Here is an 18774-nt window from a genome sequence, read left to right as displayed (position 1 = left end):
GTGAAGGATAAGCACGTATCTGGTGCGTGACGGTCGCGTACCACCAGTCGCACGAGCGACGCACAGATGGAGGCGGGATCAATCGATGGCTAATCCGTTCGTGAAGGCCTGGAAGTACATGATGGCCCTCTTCGACTCCAAGATCGAAGAGCATGCGGATCCGAAGGTCCAGATTCAGCAGGCTATCGAGGAGGCGCAGCGTCAGCATCAGGCGCTGTCGCAGCAGGCGGCATCGGTGATCGGTAACCAGCGTCAGCTGGAGATGAAGCTGAACCGCCAGCTCGACGAGGTCGAGAAGCTCAACGCCAACGCCCGTCAGGCCGTCACCCTGGCCGATCAGGCGCAGGCGGCGGGCGACACCGAGAAGGCGATCCAGTACACCAACGCCGCCGAGGCGTTCGCCGCCCAGCTGGTCACCGCCGAGCAGTCGGTGGAAGACCTCAAGGTGTTGCACGATCAGTCCCTGCAGGCCGCCGCACAGGCCAAGAAGGCGGTCGAGCAGAACGCGATGATGTTGCAGCAGAAGGTCGCCGAGCGCACCAAGCTGCTCAGCCAGCTCGAGCAGGCCAAGATGCAGGAGCAGGTCTCGGCCTCGCTGCAGCAGATGGACTCCACCCTGTCCGCGCCGGGCTCCACGCCCAGCCTGGACGCCGTGCGCGACAAGATCGAGCGTCGCTACGCCAACGCGCTCGGTTCGGCCGAGCTGGCGCAGAACACGGTGCAGGGTCGCATGATGGAGGTGCAGCAGGCCAGCGTCCAGATGGCCGGGCACAGCAAGCTCGAGCAGATCCGCGCCTCCATGCGTGGTGACGCGTTGCCCACCGGCAACAACAACGCGGCGATCGACCCGGCGCAGCCCCAGGCCGCACCGGCGCCGAACATCAACAAGGGCCAAGCGGCCCAGCAGTAAGCAGTACGTGGAGTCCGGCGAGGGCGCGGAAACCCGGCGGTGACGCCCGGTGGCCGCGCCATCAACGGTTTCCGCGACGACCGGCACCCGGGGGAAGGACACCGATGAGCGGGAAACTACGGCGCCAACGTGCCGAGATCGTGGAGCCGACGGCGATCGCGCAGGCCGCCATGTCAGGCTCGGTGCCCGCGACCCTGCGTGGGGTCGGTGAGCAGGCCCTGGTCGCGGTGCGGCGCTGGGCCGACCCGCGTGAACGTGAGTTGCGCCGTCGGCGCCGAGTGCGCCGGCGTAGTTTCCAGCTGGGCACCGTTTCCGGCATCACCACGGTCGGCGCGGTCGGGCTGGCCGTGATCTCGGCGCCCGCCTGGGCGGTCGTGGTGATCGGCGGTGGCGCCGTCGCCTTCGTCACCGGAACCGCGCTCACCGCGCGCCGGTATCTGGAACTGCGCGGCAAACCCCTGCCGCAGGCGGCGTTCGTCGCCCGCAAGTCGCCCGGCCTGCGCTCGGCCGCGCGCGCTCCCATCCAGCGCCTGATCCGCGCCGAACGGGCGCTCTACGACCTCGGCGCCCAGATCGCGCGCACCCGCCGACTCCCCGAAGACGAACTGCGCGACCTGCTCGAGACAGCCCGCTCCGGCGCAGGCGCTCTGCACGCGCTCGCCGCCGACGTGGTCGCGATGGAACAGGCCGCCGACACCGTCGGCCGCGCGAACCCCGACACCGTCGCGGCACTGAAATCCACCGTCGTCGGCGTGCTCGCACGCCTGGAAACCGGCGTGGTCGAATACGAACAACTGGTCGCCGCCGCGGCCCGCATTCTCGCGGTCCCCGAAGACTCGGTTCTCGCCTACCAGTTCAACGGCATCGTCGCCGACCTTCGCGAAGCCGCCGACCGCCTCGACGGTTGGGCCCAGGCTCTCACCGAAATGGCGGACCAGGGCACCGACTTGTTCACCGGCGGACAGGATTCCTCCCGCTAGGACCCCACGGACACCCCTATCGATCGGCACGCCGGTCGATGACCCGGCGTGCCGATCGATAGGTCAGGCTGGGGCGACGGCCTGACGCAAGGCTGCGAGCTCCGCGGCGCGGGGGTCGGTGACAGTAGCGGATTCGGGGATATCGAAGATGCGGACGTTCTTCTCGTCGGCGGTGAACGGGGCCCAGTCGGCGGTGCCGTCGGTGGCGAAAGCGACCCACGCGGCGTGCATTTCGTCGGCCAGGGACTGTGGCGGGGTGGGGCCGGTGAGGGAGTGGGCGCCGTCGATGGTGTCGAAGACGAACGGGATCTCCAGCACGTGGCAGGCGCCGAGGCCGGGCAGGCTTGTGGGCCAGGCGAATTCGTAGACGTGGGTGGGGACGGTAGCCGCGCCGGCTTCGGCGAAGTCGTAGGTGCCCGCGCGGAAGCTCATGTCGGTGAGGATGGCGTTGAAGATCTCGGCGGGGGTGGCATCGGGGCGCTCGGTCGAATACGTCTGGGCGACCGCGGGATCGATGCCGTAGCGGGTGAGGACGAAGGGCAGGGTGTCGGCGGTGATGGCGGCGGCGAGCCCTGCGGGAACGGTGAAGAAGCGGAACTCGTCGGCGGTGGTGCCCGCGATGAGGGGGACCGCGCGATCCGGGTGTGCGAGAAGAACCTCGGTCGGTGGGCCTTCCACGATGTCGTTGTCGATCACCGGGAACAGGCTCATGATGCCGCCGCCCAGTTGGATCACCGATCGGCCCCAACGCTGCGGATCGGGATCGGTCATCAGGGCCAGCCCGACGGCGTTCTGGGCGGTACGCAGCTCATCGGGGCCGAGTGCGCCGAAGTCCTGTGCGGTCGGCGAGATTCCCAGTTCGGCGGCCAGCGCGGCGGACACCTTGCGCGCGTCCTCGGCGTCGGCGGCCACCGCACCGTTGCCGCTCTGCATGATCGCGCGGCGGAACAGTCCGGTCGTCTGCGGTGCGGCGATCAACGCCGCCACGCTCATCGCGCCCGCCGACTCACCGAAGATCGTCACATTGTCGGGATCGCCACCGAACGCGGCGATGTTCTCGCGCACCCAGCGCAAGGCGAAGATCTGGTCGTGCAGTCCACGATTCGACGGCGCGCCCTCGATCTCGGCGAATCCCGACACCCCGAGGCGATAGTTGATCCCCACCATCACCACACCGTCGCGGGCGAACGCGGTTCCGTCGTAGATCACGCGCGCGTTGGATCCACGGACGAACGCGCCGCCGTGAATCCACACCAGCACCGGAAGACCCGAGGCGGCGGGGTCGGGCGTCCAGACATTCGCGTTGAGGTACTCGTCGCCGGGGATGTAGTCGCTGCCGAGCAGGGCGTGGATCGGTGCGGGGTACGGCGTCTGCGCACAGGTGGCGCCCATCTCGGTCGCCTCTCGCACGCCTTCCCAGGCCGGTGCGGCCTCGGGCAGCTGGAATCGTTTCGGCCCGACCGGCGCCGCCGCGAACGGCACGCCGAGAAAGCGGGTGACGCCTGCCTCGGCGTGGCCGCGTATCGCGCCGCTCGTGATCGTGACGATGGGTTCCATGAAAGTCCTCCTACGCGCAGTGATCCCCGATTATGGACGCTTGTCCGGGTCGCCGTCAGTCGTTTGCTTACGGAACGAGTGGCCCGGCCAGCACTCGCTCGCCCGCCGTGCGGTCGCCGTCCCAGGTGAGCTCGGGGTGGTCGGCGGACTTGCGGGCCCACAGGGCCAGGAGCAGGTCCGATGCGGTGCCCGCGAGTTCGGCGACCGGCTCGCCGGGGCCGTAGGTCCAGCTCTCGGCGGTGTCGGTGGCCCGGATCCGCAGCGCCACCTCCGGTTCGACCGCGAGGCCGCGGTGGATCATCCGTGGCGCGAACAGCTCGAAGACCTCGTCGATTCCGTCGACCGCGAGATCGGGGTCGAACGGGTCGGCCTTGGCGAGGGCATCCTGACCGTCCCACAGGTGCATGAGCGTCTCGTGGGCGCGGCGCCGACGCCAGAAACCGACGGTGCGCGGCATGGACCGGGTGAAGGTCCAGGCCTCCTGGTCCTCGTCCGCGGACAGTGAGGCGACCAGGGCGTCGGCGGTCGACTCGTACCACTCCCGCAGGGCCGCGGGATCCTTCGGTGCAGGCTCGCCCTCGAAATCGCCGCGCAGCTCGGCCACCGCGGTGACCACCCACAGATTGCCGCGCCCGACGTGATCGACGAGGTCGTAGACCGTCCAGTCGCCGCAGGACGGCACCGGCGCGGCGACATCGGTCTCGACAGTGATGAGCTCACCGAAGGCGGCGAGTTTCGCACAGAGCAACGCCAAGTAGTCCATGCCGAACACGGTAGCCGGGGAACCGCTGCGGCGCCGGTCTCGGGGTGAACCCTGATCTACACCCGGATATCGGTGCTGACCTGGTGATCTATCGGCCACCGAGTGGCAGCATCGAAGATATCGGATCGCGCGAGTGCGGTCTCGGAGCTGGCGAGGAGTCACATCATGGTTCTGAAAGTCATCGGCATCGTCGCGGTCGCGGTGATCGCGTTCTGGATTCTGGGTGCGCTGATCGAGGCGCTGATGCCCATCCTGGTGATCGGAGCGATCGGTACCGGTGTGTACCTGCTGTACAAGGCGGTCTCGGGAAGCGACAACACCCCGATCAGCTAGTCGTCTGTGGATAGCATGGCGGGGTGGAACAGGTACCCGAGGACTGGCAGCGCGGACTGGTGATCGTCGCGCATCCCGACGACATCGAATACGGGGCCGCCGCGGCGGTCGCGCGATGGACCGGGCAGGGCAAGGACATTCGCTATCTGCTCGTCACGCGGGGCGAAGCGGGGATCGCCGGGATGCCGCCCGCGCAGGCCGCACCGTTGCGGGAGATCGAGGAGATCTCCGGAGCGCGCGAAGTCGGCGTGCACACGGTCGAATTCCTCGACCATCCCGACGGCCGCATCGAGGAAGGTCTCACCCTGCGCCGGGAACTGGCCGCCGCGCTGCGCAGACATCGCCCGGAGATGGTGGTGCTGTTCAACTTCGGCGACACCTGGGCGCCGGGCGTGGTCAACAGTGCCGATCACCGGGCTGTCGGCCGATCGGCGATGGACGCGATCTCCGACGCGGGCAACGAATGGATCTTCCCCGAACTCGCCGACCTGCCACCGTGGTCGGCGCGCTGGGCGGCCGTGGTCGGCCCGGTCGTCACGCACGCGGTGGATGTGGGCGCTCATCTGGAGCAGGCGCGCGCGTCGTTGTCGGCGCATCGGCGGTATCTGCAGGTGCTGAGCCCGGTGCCGGTCGCGGAGCAGGTGCGCGACATCGTCACCTTCGCAACGGGTCCCAAGCAAGGATTCCCCGCCGAACACGCCGTCGGCTTCGAACTGTTCACCTTCGGCGGCTGATCAGCGGGCGGCGACGCGATCGACGACCGGGCGCCAATCCCGCAGGGGCGCAACGCGTAACCCGACTACTTTGCCCGCGTCGTCAGCCCTGCGCAGTGCCAGCGCGGCGGTGAAATCGGGGTCGGTGCGGAAGGCTTCGACCTCGGCGGGCGTCATCGGGCCGCCCTGCGCGATGAGTGTGCGCCGACTCGACGCCGACAATGCGCGGGCGTGGGTCGAATCCGTCGCCGCCAGAAAGCGTTTCGCGACCACGTGGAGTTCCACCAGTCGTGCCACGCGTGCACCGAGCAGGCCGCGGACCGCTTCGGCTCCGTGCCTGCCGTGGCCGGCGTCGTCGCCGGGGACCAGGACGTGGCCGATGTCGTGGAGCAGGCCCGCGACCTGGAGCTCTTCGTCTGCGGGGTGATCGCGGCGCAACAGTTGCGCGCACTGCCGATCGTGATCGAGGATGTCGACGGGATCGCCGGTGCGGTCCGCGGTATCCCAGGCGTCGGCGCACTGCTCGAGGAGTTCGAACAGGTCGTCGACGGTGTCGATCGGGGCGACGGGGGAGCCCCCGGCTTCCTCGATCCCGCTGGGCTCGACCGGGAAGGAACCGGACCGCACACGATCCCCGCTGCCGGATTCGCTGGGGTAGTGCCGGTGCGACCGGTCAGGCGCGGTGGAGTCGGGACTGTCGGGTAGCACGTGATCGCTCCTGCCGGTTTCGACGCTGTGGTGCGGCGGTCAAGGTAGCGCAGAAACCGGAGTTCGGTTGTCCGAGGTGGGCGCGGCCTGGGGATATGGCAGGGTGGGCGGATGCGAATAGCTGTGGTGGCCGGGCCCGATCCAGGGCATGCGTTTCCCGCGATCGCGTTGTGTCTGCGATTACTGGCCGCGGGGGACGAGCCCGTGTTGTTCACCGGGCCGAGATGGCTCGATCAGGCCCGCTCCGCGGGGATCAGCGTGCGCAAGCTCAAGGGCCTCGCGCCGCGCCCGACGGACGACGACACCGACGCGGGTGCCCGGATCCACGATCGTGCCGCTCATATCGCCACCGAGAACCTGCCAGAACTCAGCGCGATGCTGCCGGACCTGGTCGTCTCCGACGTCCTCACCGCGGGCGGCGGGATGGCGGCCGAGCGACTGGGACTGCCGTGGGTCGAATTGTCACCACATCCGCTCTACCTACCGTCGAAAGCCTTGCCGCCGATCGGCAGTGGCCTGGCACCGGGGGAGGGCGTGCGTGGTCGCGTGCGCGACGGTGTCCTGCGCACGATGACCGCGCGTGCGGTCCGCACCGGCCACCGTCAGCGCTCCGCGGCTCGCGAAACCATCGGCCTGCCCGCCGAGGATCCCGGTCCCGCCGCTCGTCTGGTCGCCACCCTGCCCGCTCTGGAGATGGACCGCCCCGACTGGCCCGCCGACACCCACGTCGTCGGACCGCTGCTGTGGGAACCCACCGACGCCGTACTTCCACTGCCCCCGGGTGACGCCCCGCTGGTGATGGTGGCGCCCTCGACCGCGCACACCGGCGTCGCCGACATGGCCGACATCGTCCTGGCCGGTCTGGCCGGACTCGGCGTGCGCGCGGCCATCTCGACCCTCGACACCCCACCCGACGAACTCCCCGACTGGGCTACCGCGGGTCTCGGCCGCCAAGACGAATTGCTCACCCACGCCGCGGTCGTCGTCGGCGGCGGCGGACACGGCCTGCTCGCCAAATCCCTGGCCGCAGGGGTGCCGGTGGTGACCGTCCCCGGCGGCGGTGACCAATGGGAGCTCGCCAATCGTGCGGTACGACAGGGCAGTTCGGTGCTCGTGCGACCGCTCACGCCCGAGGCGGTCGGCGCCGCGGTGCGGCAGGTGCTCGACGACCCGGCCTACGCCGCAGCGGCTCGGCACGCCGCCGCCGGTCTGGCTGAGGTCGAGGACCCGGTTCAGGTCTGTCACGACGCTGCGAAGCGGTAGTCGGTCGCCGACAGTCACCGGTCGTCGCAAACATCGCTGGGCTGAGCGGGGGCCTGTCGGCGCTTGCCCAGCGCGAGTATCTTGGGCAACGTGCGATTGACCGAATTCCAGGAGCTGATGCACACCGAGTTCGGCGTGGCGCGCGCCGACGCCATGCTGACCGATCACGTGATACCCCAACTGGGGCACACGGGGGCGGTAGCGATCGACAACGGTGTCGACCCGCGCGACGTGTGGCGAGCGTTGTGCGCCGACTTCGACGTCCCCCCGAACCGGTGGTGATCAGGCAATGGCCGTGACAACGCAGAACTCGGACACGCGACCGTATCGGTTCGACGAGCGGTTGCGGATGATCCCGGTCGACGCCGAGAACCTCGCGGCCCGGGTGGCCCTCGCCGACCCCCATGATTTCCCCGGCCTGCGCAGGCTCGGCATCGCGTTGATGCTGCTCGGTCGCTACGACGAGGCCCTCGACCGGCTCGATCAGGCCCTCGAACTGGCCGATACCGAGCAGCGCCGGGTCACCGTCTGGATCAATCTGGCCGATGTCTACCGGTACCAGGGTGAACCGTCGCACGCCGAGATCCTGTACCGCCGTGCGCTGCACGCCAGTCGCGCACTCGATCCCGATCTCGTCTCCTTCGCCGCCCACCACCTGGGCAAATCGCTGGCCGAACAGCACCGGCCGCGGGAGGCGCGTGAGCTGCTCAAGGAGGCCATGCGGCTGCGGGTGGTCGACGGCGATTCCGAACTCATCGAATCCACCCGCGCGGCCCTCGACCACCTCGACGAGTTGGCCCTGCCGCTCCCGCCGGTCATCGAGACCCTGCTCGGGCCGGTGCCCGCGTGGTCGCCGGAGCACGAGAGTCGTGGCGGCAATCTGGTCCGGTCGGGCGGGTACTGGATCAAGCGTGGTCCGCGGGCGATAGCCGAGTACGAGCGGCTGACCTGGTTGCGCGACAACGGGATCGCGGTGCCGGAGGTGTCCGCGTTCGCCGAGGACGTCCTCGTGCTCGCCGATGCCGAGGTCGGATCGCTTGCCGGAGCAGCTGATTCGGTCGAAGCCGCCGCGATCGGCACGCAGATGGGTCAGGCCCTGCGTGCGTTGCACGACCTTCCGGTGGCGCAGTGCCCCTTCGACGGTGGTCTCGACGTCGCCCTGGCGCGGGCCCACCGCAATGTGGTCGAAGGCCTTGTCGACGCAGCGGATTTCGACGACGATCACCGTCATCTCTCGCCCGCGTTCATCCTCGCGCGACTGCGGGAACAGCGCCCGGCCACCGATGATCTCGTCGTGGCACACGGCGACTTCACGCCGGGCAATGTGCTCACCGGCGGCCTGCTGATCGATGTCGGGGCACTCGGCCGCGGCGATCGCTATCGCGACCTGGCCCTGGCTGAGCGCGACCTGGCCGAGGACTTCGGCGTCGAGGCGGTCACGGCGTTCTACACCGCGTACGGGCTGACCCAACCCGATCGTGTGAAGCTCGACTACTACCGGCTGCTCGACGAACTGTTCTGAGAACCGCTGCTCAACTGCTCTTGGCGTAGTGGCGCGCGGCCTTGGTGCGATTTCCGCAGGTCGCCATGGAATGCCAGCGTCGGGTGCCGTTCTTGGACGTGTCGTAGAAGAACAGCACGCAATCGGGATGCGCGCACTGACGGATCCGCTGCGGTGCCTCGGTGATCAGGTGCAGCAGATTGTCGGCGGCGAGCCAGCCGGGTAACCACACCGGGTCGTCGACCTCGGGGATGTCGCGGGGGCCCTCGTCGGTGAGTTCGCGGCGGATCCGCCCGTGGTCGAGAACCCGGTTCAGCGCGGTGTGATCGGCGCGGGTCACGGCGTCGTGCACGGCGCCGCGCGCGGTGTGCAGCGCGGTGAGGGCGTGGTCGTCGACGGGTACGCGATCGGCGAGCCCGATGATCTCCAGCCACGTGCGCAGCCCGTCGAGATCGGCGAGCAGATCGCCCGGCTCGGCGCCCGCCCACCGAGTGTTGAGCAGGTCGAGAGCAGGGGGTTCGCCGGTGTGCGGACGGGGATCGCGCATGCCCGAGGTTATCAACACGACCCTCCTAACTGTCTAAAAGTATTTCAAGGGTTGACGGAGTAGGTGAGCTCGTCCTATGTTCTAACTGTTCAACAATCCATAGACGGTTAAACATTCCGGGAGGAAACCATGACCACCGTTGCCGCGCCTGTACTCACCACCGGCCATATCGGACTCAACGTCGCCGACCTCGACCGTTCCGTCGACTTCTACCGCCGCGGACTCGGCTTCGAAGAGCTCGGCAGCGGCGCCGACGGCGAGCGGCGCTGGGCTTTCCTCGGCCGGGACGGCGCGCTGGTGCTCACGCTGTGGCAGCAGAGCAGCGGCGAATTCTCCACCAGCACACCGGGGCTGCATCACCTGTCGTTCCAGGTCGACGATGTCGATACGGTGCGCGTCGTCGAGTCGGCGCTGCGTGCGCTCGATGCCGAGTTCTTCCACGACGGTGTGGTCGCCCACGGTGAGGGGGCGTCCTCCGGCGGCATCTTCTTCGCTGATCCCGATGGCATTCGGCTCGAGGTCTTCGCCCCGCTGGGCGCCGACGCCGCACCCGCACCGGCCGGTCCTGCCCCGACCTGCGGATTCTTCTGACGCGGATGTTTCACCCCGGAGAGCTGGCCGTGCAGCACCGTATGGGACAGGCCGAGGCGGCTGCCAGGGTCGGCCGCTCGATCCGTACCGGGATCCCGGCGGTTGCCGCGTCCTTCCTGGCCGAACAGTCGATGGTGGTGCTGGGCGCCGCGGATCCGGCGGGGCGGCTGTGGGCGAGTCCACTCACCGGTCCCGCCGGGTTCGTGCACGCGGTCGGCGACGCGACCATCGACATCGACACGCTGCCCGAGGGCGCTGATCCGCTGGCGGTGGCGCTGTCGAGTGAGGTCGAGGTCGGGTTGATCGCGCTGCAACCGCAGCGTCGGCGGCGGATGCGCGTCAACGGCAGGTCGGCGGTGCGCGCGGGTGGGATACGGATCACCACCGAACAGGTCTACGCGAACTGCCCGAAGTACATCTCGCGCAGACAGATTCGGGAGTCCTCCGTAGTCGGAACGGTCGGCCCGGTGCGGCGCGGTACGGCGCTGACCACCGCAGCGGTCGAGATGATCGGTGCCGCCGATACCTTCTTCGTCGCCACCGCCGACGGTGCCGGGCATGCCGACGCCTCGCACCGCGGCGGCAATCCCGGTTTCCTGCAGGTTATTTCACCGACTCGGCTGCGCTGGCCGGACTACCGCGGCAACTCGATGTTCATGACATTGGGCAACCTCGCGGTGCAACCGCGGTGCGGGCTGCTCGTCGCCGACTGGTCGACCGGTGCGCTGCTCCAGCTCACCGGCCGGGCCGAATTAGTCTGGGATGCGGCGGCATTCACCGCCGGTGCGCAGTGCGCCGTCGATTTCACCGTCGACGAGGTAATCGAACGCCCCGGTGCGCTCGCTGTGCGCTGGGGACCACCCGAACTCTCCCCGAACAACCCTTGATCACACCGAAAAGGACTCTCCCCATGCGACCACCCCTGCCGCCCTTCGACCTCGATTCCGCCCGCGCGAAGGTGCTCGCCGCCGAAAACGCCTGGAATACCCGAGACCCCGAACGAGTCGCCGCCGCGTACACCGAGGATTCGGTATGGCGCAACCGCGACGAATTCTTCACCGGCCATGCCGCGATCGTGGAGTTCCTGACTCGCAAATGGTCGGCCGAGAACGGCTACGCGCTGCGCAAGGATCTGTGGGCTTTCCACGACAACCGCATCGCCGTGCGCTTCCAGTACGAATGGCACGACGAGTCGGGCCAGTGGTGGCGCAGCTACGGCAACGAGCAGTGGGAGTTCGCGGCGGACGGGCGGATGGCTCGGCGCGAGGCCAGCATCGACGACGTGCGCATCGACCAGTCGCAGCGGCGGATCTTCGGGCCACGCGCCGAGGGCGACGACTCGGTGCTGCCACAGCGCTGACGGCTGGTTTCGCTCCCGGATTGCTGGTCGGAGCGGCTGCTTCGCGTGTTGGTGGGCGCGTCGCTTGACTCGAATGGGTGTTCGACTAACCTGGGCGCCAGAACTTGTCGGTGCCGGCCTCTACTGTGGGCGCCAACCAGAGAGACACTCACCTCGAGAAGGGGCACACATCATGGCACCGCAGGCCTACGATCGCGACAAAGCGCTGGAACTGGCACTGGCGCAGGTGGAGAAGAGCTTCGGCAAGGGCGCGGTCATGCGTCTCGGTGAGGAGACGCGTCAGCCGATCGCTGTCATCCCCACCGGCTCCATCGCGCTCGATGTCGCGCTCGGTATCGGCGGGTTGCCGCGCGGACGCGTCGTGGAGATCTACGGCCCGGAATCCTCGGGTAAGACCACCGTTGCGCTGCACGCCGTCGCCAACGCCCAGGCCGCGGGCGGTGTCGCCGCCTTCATCGACGCCGAGCACGCTCTCGACCCCGATTACGCCCGCAAGCTGGGCGTCGACACCGACGCACTGCTGGTCTCCCAGCCCGATACCGGTGAGCAGGCCCTGGAGATCGCCGACATGCTGGTGCGCTCCGGCGCCATCGACATCCTCGTCATCGACTCCGTCGCCGCCCTGGTGCCGCGCGCGGAAATCGAAGGCGAGATGGGCGACAGCCACGTCGGCCTGCAGGCCCGCCTCATGAGCCAGGCGCTGCGCAAGATGACCGGTGCGCTCAGCAACTCCGGCACCACCGCCATCTTCATCAACCAGCTGCGCGAGAAGATCGGTGTCATGTTCGGCTCGCCCGAGACCACCACCGGTGGTAAGGCGCTGAAGTTCTACGCCTCCGTGCGCCTGGACGTGCGCCGCATCGAGACCCTCAAGGACGGCACCGACGCCGTCGGTAACCGCACCCGCGTGAAGGTCGTCAAGAACAAGGTCGCGCCGCCGTTCAAGCAGGCCGAGTTCGACATCCTCTACGGCCACGGCATCTCCAAGGAGGGCTCGCTCATCGACATGGGCGTCGAGCACGGCTTCGTCCGCAAGTCCGGCTCCTGGTACACCTACGAGGGCGACCAGCTGGGCCAGGGCAAGGAGAACGCCCGCAAGTTCCTGCTGGAGAACAAGGACGTGTGCAACGAGATCGAGAAGAAGATCAAGGAGAAGCTGGGCATCGGCGCCGTCCTGACCGCCGAGGCCGACACGCCCGCCGACTTCTGAGCCGATGACCACGCCGAGCCCCGGCGGCCACCACGATTCGGCCGACCCGGTCGAACAGATGCGCAGGCAGCTGGCTCGCCTCGGAATCGAGGTCGAGCCGGAGCCGGTGATGCCCGTGGCGGGCCGCGGCGGGGGTGCGGCCGATGAACTCGTCCGGTCGGCTCGCGACAAGCGAGCCGATTCGGATGCGAAGAGGATTCGGTCGGGTGCGGGCGATCCGCAGCGCGCGCACCCGACCGGATTCATCGATGGTGACAAACCACCGCATTTCGCTGCGCGGGTTGGTGATGATCATGAAGAGTGGGGGAGTGAGGGTCGGCGACGGCCCCGCGGCGCCCGACGCGAACGTAGGTCCGCGCGGCGCGACGAAGTCTCCCTGTCGACCGTCGTCGGTGGTGACGACGGACGGCAGGCGGATCCGGTGGCGGCCGGATCCCAGCCGGGAGAGCCCGACAGGCGGGCCGGCACACGCCGGCTCGCCCCGGGCGACCGTCCCGACGCAACTCTGGAACAGGCCAAGGACGTGTGCCTGCGATTGCTCTCGGTGCGTGCTCGCAGCCGCGCCGAGCTGGAGAAACGCCTCGGCGAGAAGGGGTTCCGTCCCGAGGTGACAGCGGCCGCCCTGGAACGGTTCGCCGAAGTGGGTCTGATCAATGACGCCTCCTTCGCCGAACAGTGGGTGCACGAACGCCACACCTACTCCGGCCGGGGGAGAAAGGCCCTCCAGCGTGAGCTGCGCGAGAAGGGCGTCGCCCCCGGCGATGCCGAACAGGCGCTGTCGATGGTCACCGATGACGCCGAACACGCCCGCGCCGCCGATCTGGTCCGACGCAAGCTCCGCACCCTGCCCGCGGATCTGGACCGCGACAAGGCGGTGCGCCGCCTCGTCGGCATGCTCGCTCGCCGCGGCTACGGCCAGTCCACCGCCTTCGCCGTCGTCACCGCCGAACTGGACGAAGCAGGCTTCGATCGCACGTCCGCCGAGGTCAGGGCGTCCCGCGCGACGACTTCGGAGCACGATGCCGGGGACACGGACCGAGCGGAGATCGCCGGCGAAACCTCCAGCGACACAACGGAGCCGGACTCGGCTGCCGGCTACATCTCACGCCGACCGACGCCCGGCGACGAACAAGCCGCTATCGACCTGGTCCGTCGCAAACTCCGCGCCATGCCCGCCGATCTCGACCGCACCAAGGCCACCCGACGCCTGGTCGACATGCTCGCCCGCCGCGGCTACAGCGCGGCAACGGCGTTCGCGGTGGTGAAAGCCGAACTGGCGGCGGCAGACAGCTGAGCACTCGGGTCGCACACGCCGATTGATGCCGAGGAGTCGGCACGGCGGCAGCGGCTCGAGCAGGCGGGAGTTCGAAATTCCCGCAGGGGTCGTTGGTGACGCGTAGGATGATCGCGCTGGTGAAAGATGTTTTCGCGCAGGCTGATTCGTCGCATCGTGATGCGGTGGCGTGCGGGAACGTCGATGTTTCACCCTGATGCGGGTGGGAAATCCGGGGAGCAGGGCCGTAGGCGGCCGCCGAACGACGGGGAGGTGGACCCTGGACGCGTTGTGGTCGTTCGTGGTGAACCGGCGGGAGCAGTTGCTGGTCGATTCTTACCTCCATGTGTCGGCCGTGGTGCAGTCGCTGGTGCTGGCGACCGCGATCGCGGTGGCGCTCGGGATACTCGTGTATCGAAGTCCGCTCGGGTCCGCTGCCGCGACCGCGATGGCGGGGGCGATTCTCACGGTGCCCTCGTTCGCGTTGCTCGGGTTGCTGATTCCGTTCCTCGGGCTCGGTGTGGGGCCGACGATCGTGGCCCTGGTGCTCTACGCGCTGTTGCCGATCCTGCGTAATACGGTGCTCGGGTTGTCGTCGGTGGATCCGGCGGTGACCGATGCCGCGCGAGGTGTCGGGATGAACCGGTTGCGCCTGCTGACCAAGATCGAACTGCCCCTTGCCTGGCCGTCCATTCTCACCGGCATGCGGGTCAGTACTCAGATGATCATGGGCATCCTGGCCCTGGCGGCCTATGCGAAAGGTCCTGGCCTCGGCAATGTGATCTTCTCGGGACTCTCCCGACTGGGCAGCCCGAACGCGGTGCCGCAGGCACTCACCGGCACCGTCCTCATCGTCGTGCTCGCACTCGCACTCGACGGCGTCCTGGTTCTGCTCGGACGGCTCACTATTCCGAGGGGAATTCGTGACTGACATCGAAACCACCGAGGCGGCCGCGGATTCCGGGGTCTCCGGGGTCGAGATCGTGCTCGACCGGGTCACCAAACGCTATCCCGAACAGCCCGAACCAGCGGTCGACGAGGTCTCCATGACCATCCCGGCCGGGGAGATCGTGGTGTTGGTCGGCCCGTCGGGTTGCGGCAAGACCACCACCATGCGGATGATCAACCGCCTGATCGAACCCACCTCGGGCACCGTCACCATCGGTGGTCTCGACGCGGGCGCGATCGACGCCGACGAATTGCGCCGCGGCATCGGCTATTCCATCCAGCAGGCCGGACTGTTCCCGCACATGACCGTCGCGAAGAACATCGCCACGGTGCCGGGCCTGCTCGGCTGGGACCGCCGCCGCGTCGCCGAACGTACCGACGAGATGCTCACCCTTGTCGGCCTCGACCCCGACACCTACCGCAACCGCTACCCCCGCCAGCTCTCCGGCGGACAGCAGCAGCGCGTCGGCGTCGCGAGGGCTCTGGCCGCCGACCCGCCGGTCCTGCTGATGGACGAACCCTTCGGTGCGGTCGACCCGATCACCCGCGCGCTGTTGCAGGACGAATTGCTCCGTCTGCAAAGCGAGCTCGGCAAGACCATCGTCTTCGTCACCCACGACTTCGGCGAGGCGGTGAAGCTCGGCGACCGTATCGCTGTTCTCGGCGATCGCTCCCGCATCCTGCAGTACGACACCCCTGCCGCGATCCTGGCGGCCCCCGCCGACGAGACGGTCGCCGGTTTCGTCGGCGCCACCGCCACCATCGACCGACTCGGTCTCACCGTGCTCGCCGAGATGGACCTCGACCAGGGCGTCACCGCCGCCGAGGACACCAGCGTCGCGGCACTCACCACCGCACTGCGCGACGCGGGCCGCACCTGGGGCCTTGTTCTCGACCAGCAGCGGCGCCCACTTCGGAGGGTGACGACAGCCGAACTCGCCCACGCGGATTCGCTGCGCGACGTCGGTACCCCGGTCGGCGCCACCCTGCCCGCGGACGCGACCCTTCAAGACGCGCTCGCCGGGCTGCTCACCGAACGCACCGCCTCCGCCGTCGTCGTCGACAACACCGGCGCCTACGCCGGAACAGTCACCGTCGACACCCTCATCGACCACCTCGCCGCGACCGAATCGGCACCGGCATGACGACCGAGCCGCCTCGCGGCGCGACTACGCTCGAACCCGCGGTGTCGCGGGGCGAAGCCGCTCGAGATCCTGAATCGATACCGGGCCATCACCAGGCGCGGAGGGCCCCACAGTGACGAATACTGTGTCGGTTCCCTCACGTTCGATCGTCGACGTTCCCGCCGCGACCGCTGCTCCCGCCACCCACCGGCGCGCCGAATACCTCCGCCTGCTCGCTCAGCCGGTGATCGTGCTGATCCTCACCGTCGGGGTGCTCGTCTGGGCGTTCCGGCGCGATCTCACCGTCACCCAGCAGGCCAGTATCAGCGTGAGCAATGTCGCCCAGGTGACCTGGCAGCACGTGCTGATCACGGCGGCGGTGGTGCTCATCGTGGTAGCGGTGGCCGTGCCGCTGGGGACAGTGCTCACCAGGCACCGATTCCGCCGTCTCGCCCCGTTTTTCGTCGGCATCGCCAATATCGGAGCCTCCGCGCCGGCCATCGGGCTGATCGTGCTGTGCTACCTGGTCACCCGTACCACCGGGTTCTGGGTGGGTGTCGCGCCGATCGCGTTCTGTTCGCTGCTGCCGGTCCTGCGCAATACGATCCTGGGCTACCAGCAGGTCGATCCCGCACTGATCGACGCGGGCAGGGGACAGGGCATGTCGGCCGCACTGGTGTTGCGCCGCATCGAATTCCCGCTCGCGGTGCCCTACATCCTCGCGGGCCTGAGAACCTCGCTGGTGCTGGCCGTCGGTACTGCCACCCTGTCATTCATGGTGAGCGCGGGCGGGCTCGGCATCCTCATCGACACCGGCTACAAACTGCGCGACACCGTGACATTGACGCTCGGCGCCGTACTCGCTGTCGCACTGGCGCTGTTCGTCGACTGGCTCGGTGCGTTGGCCGAACAGTTCCTCGGGCCGAGGGGGTTGCGGTGAGGATCGCCGGATGGTTGCGCGTGCTCGCCCCGGTCCTCGGCGTGCTGGTGCTCGCGAGTTGCGGACTGCAGTCGGGTGGCTCGGTGCCCCTGTCTGTGGGCCCGGCCGGCATCGCGCCGGTACCCGAACTCGACGGTGTCGCCGTCACGGTGGGCTCCAAGGACTTCACCGAGGCCAACATCCTGGGTTACATGATCGAATTCGCGCTGACGGCCGCAGGTGCGAACGTGCGCGACCTGACCAATATCCAAGGCTCCAACAGCCTGCGCGACGCGCAACTGAACGGCCAGATCGACATCGCCTACGACTACACCGGCACCGGCTGGATCAACTATCTCGGCAAGGAGAAGCCGATCCCGACCGAGGCGGCCCAGTTCGAGGCGGTCCGCGACGCCGATCTCGCCGAACACGACATGGTCTGGGCGGCGATGGCGCCGATGAACAACACCTACGCTCTCGTCACCAGCAAGGGCTACGCCGAGGAGACCGGGGTTCGCACGCTGTCGGACTACGCGAATCTCGTCGCGAAAGATCCCGGTGCCGCGACCACCTGCGTCGGCACCGAGTTCAACGTCCGCCCGGACGGCTATCCCGGTCTGGCAGGCGCCTACGGGATCGATCTCGGCAAGGCCCAACGCCAGATCGTCCAGGACGCGCTGGTCTACCAGGCCACCGCCGACGCGAAACAGTGCCGATTCGGCTCGGTCGCCGCCACCGACGGCCGCATTCCCGCCCTGGAACTGGTGCTGCTCGAAGACGACAAGGCCTTCTTCCCGAAGTACAACGCCTCGCTGGTCATGCACCGCGACTTCGCCGACGCGCACCCCCAGGTCGTCACGGTCATGGCCCCGATCTCCGCGCGACTCACCAACGAGGTGATCACCGAACTCAACCGTCAGGTCGACATCGAGGGCCGCGAGCCCGCCGACGTCGCCCGTGACTGGATGGTCGCCGAGGGTCTCGTCACCGCGGGCTGATCCACCGCGTAGGTTGGCCGAACTGTTACCGGAGTCCGTCCGAGATGTCCGGAACGTGTGCGTCGCTCACACCGCTGGCTCAGCTTCGCGGGCCATGATGGACGGCGATAGAGACAACCGGATACCGAGACGCGCAGCGGTGGGGTGCTCGCGTCCAGACTGGGAGGCTGACGTATGACCATCGAATTCCGCACGGTGACCGTCCTCGGGACAGGGGTGCTCGGATCCCAGATCGCCTTCCAGACCGCCTTCCACGGGTTCGACGTCACCGCCTACGACATCGACGACGCGGCGCTCACCGCCGCACGCACCCGATTCGACGGTCTCGCCGCGGTGTATCAGCAGGACGTGGCAGGCGCCGATGCGAGCAACACCACAGCGACCGCCGCAGCCATCACCCTCACCACCGACTTGGCCGCCGCGGCGGCCGAGGCGGACCTGATCATCGAGGCGGTGCCCGAGGTACTCGAGATCAAGCGCGAGCTCTACGGCAAGCTCGGCGCGCTCGCGCCCGAACGCACCGTGTTCGCGACGAACTCCTCGACGCTGCTGCCCAGCGACATCGTCGCCTACACCGGGCGCCCCGATCGTTTCCTGGCGTTGCACTTCGCCAACCATGTCTGGAAGTTCAACACCGCCGAGGTGATGGGCACCGAGCAGACCGATCCAGCGGTGTTCGCCGCGGTGGCCGAGTTCGCGAAGGCGATCGGCATGGTGCCGATCGAATTGCACAAGGAGAAGGCGGGTTACGTCCTCAACTCGCTGCTGGTGCCGTTCCTGAACTCCGGAATCGAGCTCGCCGCGGGCGGATACGCCGAACCCGCCGCAGTCGACGAGACCTGGCGTATCGCCACCGGCGCCCCCATGGGCCCGTTCCAGATCCTCGACATCGTCGGCCTGACCACCCCGTACAACATCCTGATCAACGGCGACGACGACCACAAGAAGCTCGCGGCTTGGCTGAAGGAGAACTACATCGACAAGGGCAAGCTCGGCGCCGCCACAGGGGAGGGGTTCTACCGCTACAGCGCATAGTCCCACTCGACCGTTCCGGATCCGACAGAGGCGTCGGATGT

General features: G+C 68.4%; 21 protein-coding genes and 1 pseudogene. 18 read left to right on the top strand and 4 right to left on the bottom strand.

Features of this window, described 5'->3' with window-relative positions; translation table 11 throughout:
• The first annotated feature begins 85 nt into the window (after positions 1 to 85).
• On the top strand, positions 86 to 910 hold the full coding sequence (gene pspA / locus OHS03_RS18765) for a phage shock protein PspA (protein ID WP_056811431.1): 825 nt from the start codon (positions 86 to 88) through the stop codon (positions 908 to 910).
• 104 nt (positions 911 to 1014) lie between these two features.
• Positions 1015 to 1890, top strand: coding sequence for a phage shock envelope stress response protein PspM (pspM, locus tag OHS03_RS18760; protein ID WP_328655843.1), 876 nt, complete (start codon positions 1015 to 1017; stop codon positions 1888 to 1890).
• A 63-nt stretch (positions 1891 to 1953) separates the two neighbouring features.
• Here pspM and OHS03_RS18755 read toward each other — a convergent pair whose 3' ends face one another.
• Positions 1954 to 3447 (bottom strand): carboxylesterase/lipase family protein, encoded by a 1494-nt coding sequence (locus OHS03_RS18755; protein ID WP_328655841.1) that lies wholly within the window; start codon positions 3445 to 3447, stop codon positions 1954 to 1956.
• Positions 3448 to 3514: 67 nt separating this feature from the next.
• On the bottom strand, positions 3515 to 4210 hold the full coding sequence (locus OHS03_RS18750) for a maleylpyruvate isomerase family mycothiol-dependent enzyme (RefSeq protein ID WP_328655840.1): 696 nt from the start codon (positions 4208 to 4210) through the stop codon (positions 3515 to 3517).
• A 165-nt stretch (positions 4211 to 4375) separates the two neighbouring features.
• Between OHS03_RS18750 and OHS03_RS18745 the strand changes: the two genes are divergently transcribed.
• Both OHS03_RS18745 and OHS03_RS18740 read left to right on the top strand, forming a co-directional pair.
• On the top strand, positions 4376 to 4543 hold the full coding sequence (locus tag OHS03_RS18745; protein ID WP_328655837.1) for a hypothetical protein: 168 nt from the start codon (positions 4376 to 4378) through the stop codon (positions 4541 to 4543).
• Between the two features lie 23 nt (positions 4544 to 4566).
• Positions 4567 to 5277 (top strand): PIG-L deacetylase family protein, encoded by a 711-nt coding sequence (locus OHS03_RS18740; RefSeq protein WP_328655835.1) that lies wholly within the window; start codon positions 4567 to 4569, stop codon positions 5275 to 5277.
• Here OHS03_RS18740 and OHS03_RS18735 read toward each other — a convergent pair whose 3' ends face one another.
• Complete coding sequence (locus OHS03_RS18735; RefSeq protein WP_328655833.1) at positions 5278 to 5964, bottom strand: HD domain-containing protein; 687 nt, start codon at positions 5962 to 5964, stop codon at positions 5278 to 5280. It abuts the gene before it with no gap.
• Between the two features lie 111 nt (positions 5965 to 6075).
• Here OHS03_RS18735 and OHS03_RS18730 point away from each other — a divergent pair, with 111 nt between their 5' ends.
• The 3 genes from OHS03_RS18730 (at position 6076) to OHS03_RS18720 (ending at position 8749) form a co-directional block, all read left to right on the top strand.
• Positions 6076 to 7227: a glycosyltransferase gene (locus tag OHS03_RS18730; RefSeq protein WP_328655831.1), complete on the top strand. Its 1152-nt coding sequence runs from the start codon at positions 6076 to 6078 to the stop codon at positions 7225 to 7227.
• Positions 7228 to 7317: 90 nt separating this feature from the next.
• A complete protein-coding gene (locus OHS03_RS18725; protein WP_056815597.1) occupies positions 7318 to 7509 on the top strand; it encodes a DUF3046 domain-containing protein in 192 nt (63 codons plus the stop codon).
• Positions 7510 to 7516: 7 nt separating this feature from the next.
• Positions 7517 to 8749 carry a phosphotransferase gene (locus OHS03_RS18720; RefSeq protein ID WP_328655829.1) on the top strand — a complete coding sequence of 411 codons (1233 nt, stop codon included), beginning with the start codon at positions 7517 to 7519 and terminating at the stop codon, positions 8747 to 8749.
• Positions 8750 to 8759: 10 nt separating this feature from the next.
• On the opposite strand, the gene OHS03_RS18715 is transcribed toward OHS03_RS18720, so the two are convergent.
• Positions 8760 to 9275, bottom strand: coding sequence for a CGNR zinc finger domain-containing protein (locus tag OHS03_RS18715; protein WP_328664296.1), 516 nt, complete (start codon positions 9273 to 9275; stop codon positions 8760 to 8762).
• A gap of 129 nt (positions 9276 to 9404) precedes the next feature.
• Here OHS03_RS18715 and OHS03_RS18710 point away from each other — a divergent pair, with 129 nt between their 5' ends.
• From OHS03_RS18710 to OHS03_RS18665, 11 genes and pseudogenes are all read left to right on the top strand, one after another.
• Entirely contained in the window at positions 9405 to 9866 is a 462-nt protein-coding gene (locus OHS03_RS18710; RefSeq protein ID WP_328655827.1) for a VOC family protein, read from the top strand.
• A gap of 5 nt (positions 9867 to 9871) precedes the next feature.
• A complete protein-coding gene (locus OHS03_RS18705) occupies positions 9872 to 10753 on the top strand; it encodes a pyridoxamine 5'-phosphate oxidase family protein (protein ID WP_328655826.1) in 882 nt (293 codons plus the stop codon).
• Positions 10754 to 10776: 23 nt separating this feature from the next.
• On the top strand, positions 10777 to 11226 hold the full coding sequence (locus OHS03_RS18700) for a nuclear transport factor 2 family protein (protein WP_056811400.1): 450 nt from the start codon (positions 10777 to 10779) through the stop codon (positions 11224 to 11226).
• A 172-nt stretch (positions 11227 to 11398) separates the two neighbouring features.
• Positions 11399 to 12436: a recombinase RecA gene (gene recA, locus OHS03_RS18695; protein ID WP_328655824.1), complete on the top strand. Its 1038-nt coding sequence runs from the start codon at positions 11399 to 11401 to the stop codon at positions 12434 to 12436.
• A 505-nt stretch (positions 12437 to 12941) separates the two neighbouring features.
• Positions 12942 to 13388 (top strand): annotated as a pseudogene (locus OHS03_RS18690) (regulatory protein RecX); the annotation flags it as partial.
• Positions 13386 to 13730, top strand: a complete 345-nt coding sequence (locus OHS03_RS34715; protein WP_407942516.1) for a hypothetical protein — start codon at positions 13386 to 13388, stop codon at positions 13728 to 13730. The pseudogene OHS03_RS18690 and the gene OHS03_RS34715, both read left to right, overlap by 3 nt.
• Before the next feature lie 259 nt (positions 13731 to 13989).
• Complete coding sequence (locus OHS03_RS18685) at positions 13990 to 14640, top strand: ABC transporter permease (protein ID WP_056815593.1); 651 nt, start codon at positions 13990 to 13992, stop codon at positions 14638 to 14640.
• Positions 14633 to 15802 carry an ABC transporter ATP-binding protein gene (locus OHS03_RS18680; protein ID WP_328655822.1) on the top strand — a complete coding sequence of 390 codons (1170 nt, stop codon included), beginning with the start codon at positions 14633 to 14635 and terminating at the stop codon, positions 15800 to 15802. The genes OHS03_RS18685 and OHS03_RS18680 overlap by 8 nt, the downstream gene beginning before the upstream one ends.
• 145 nt (positions 15803 to 15947) lie before the next feature.
• Entirely contained in the window at positions 15948 to 16721 is a 774-nt protein-coding gene (locus OHS03_RS18675) for an ABC transporter permease (RefSeq protein WP_056815590.1), read from the top strand.
• Positions 16718 to 17698 (top strand): glycine betaine ABC transporter substrate-binding protein, encoded by a 981-nt coding sequence (locus OHS03_RS18670; protein WP_407942395.1) that lies wholly within the window; start codon positions 16718 to 16720, stop codon positions 17696 to 17698. The genes OHS03_RS18675 and OHS03_RS18670 overlap by 4 nt, the downstream gene beginning before the upstream one ends.
• Before the next feature lie 174 nt (positions 17699 to 17872).
• Positions 17873 to 18733: a 3-hydroxyacyl-CoA dehydrogenase gene (locus OHS03_RS18665; RefSeq protein ID WP_063004502.1), complete on the top strand. Its 861-nt coding sequence runs from the start codon at positions 17873 to 17875 to the stop codon at positions 18731 to 18733.
• Positions 18734 to 18774: the final 41 nt, after the last annotated feature.

Source organism: Nocardia salmonicida (genome assembly GCF_036142455.1).
Taxonomy (GTDB): domain Bacteria; phylum Actinomycetota; class Actinomycetes; order Mycobacteriales; family Mycobacteriaceae; genus Nocardia; species Nocardia salmonicida.
The sequence above is the reverse complement of the archived record's forward strand: the minus strand, read 5'-3'. Positions and strand labels throughout refer to the sequence as shown.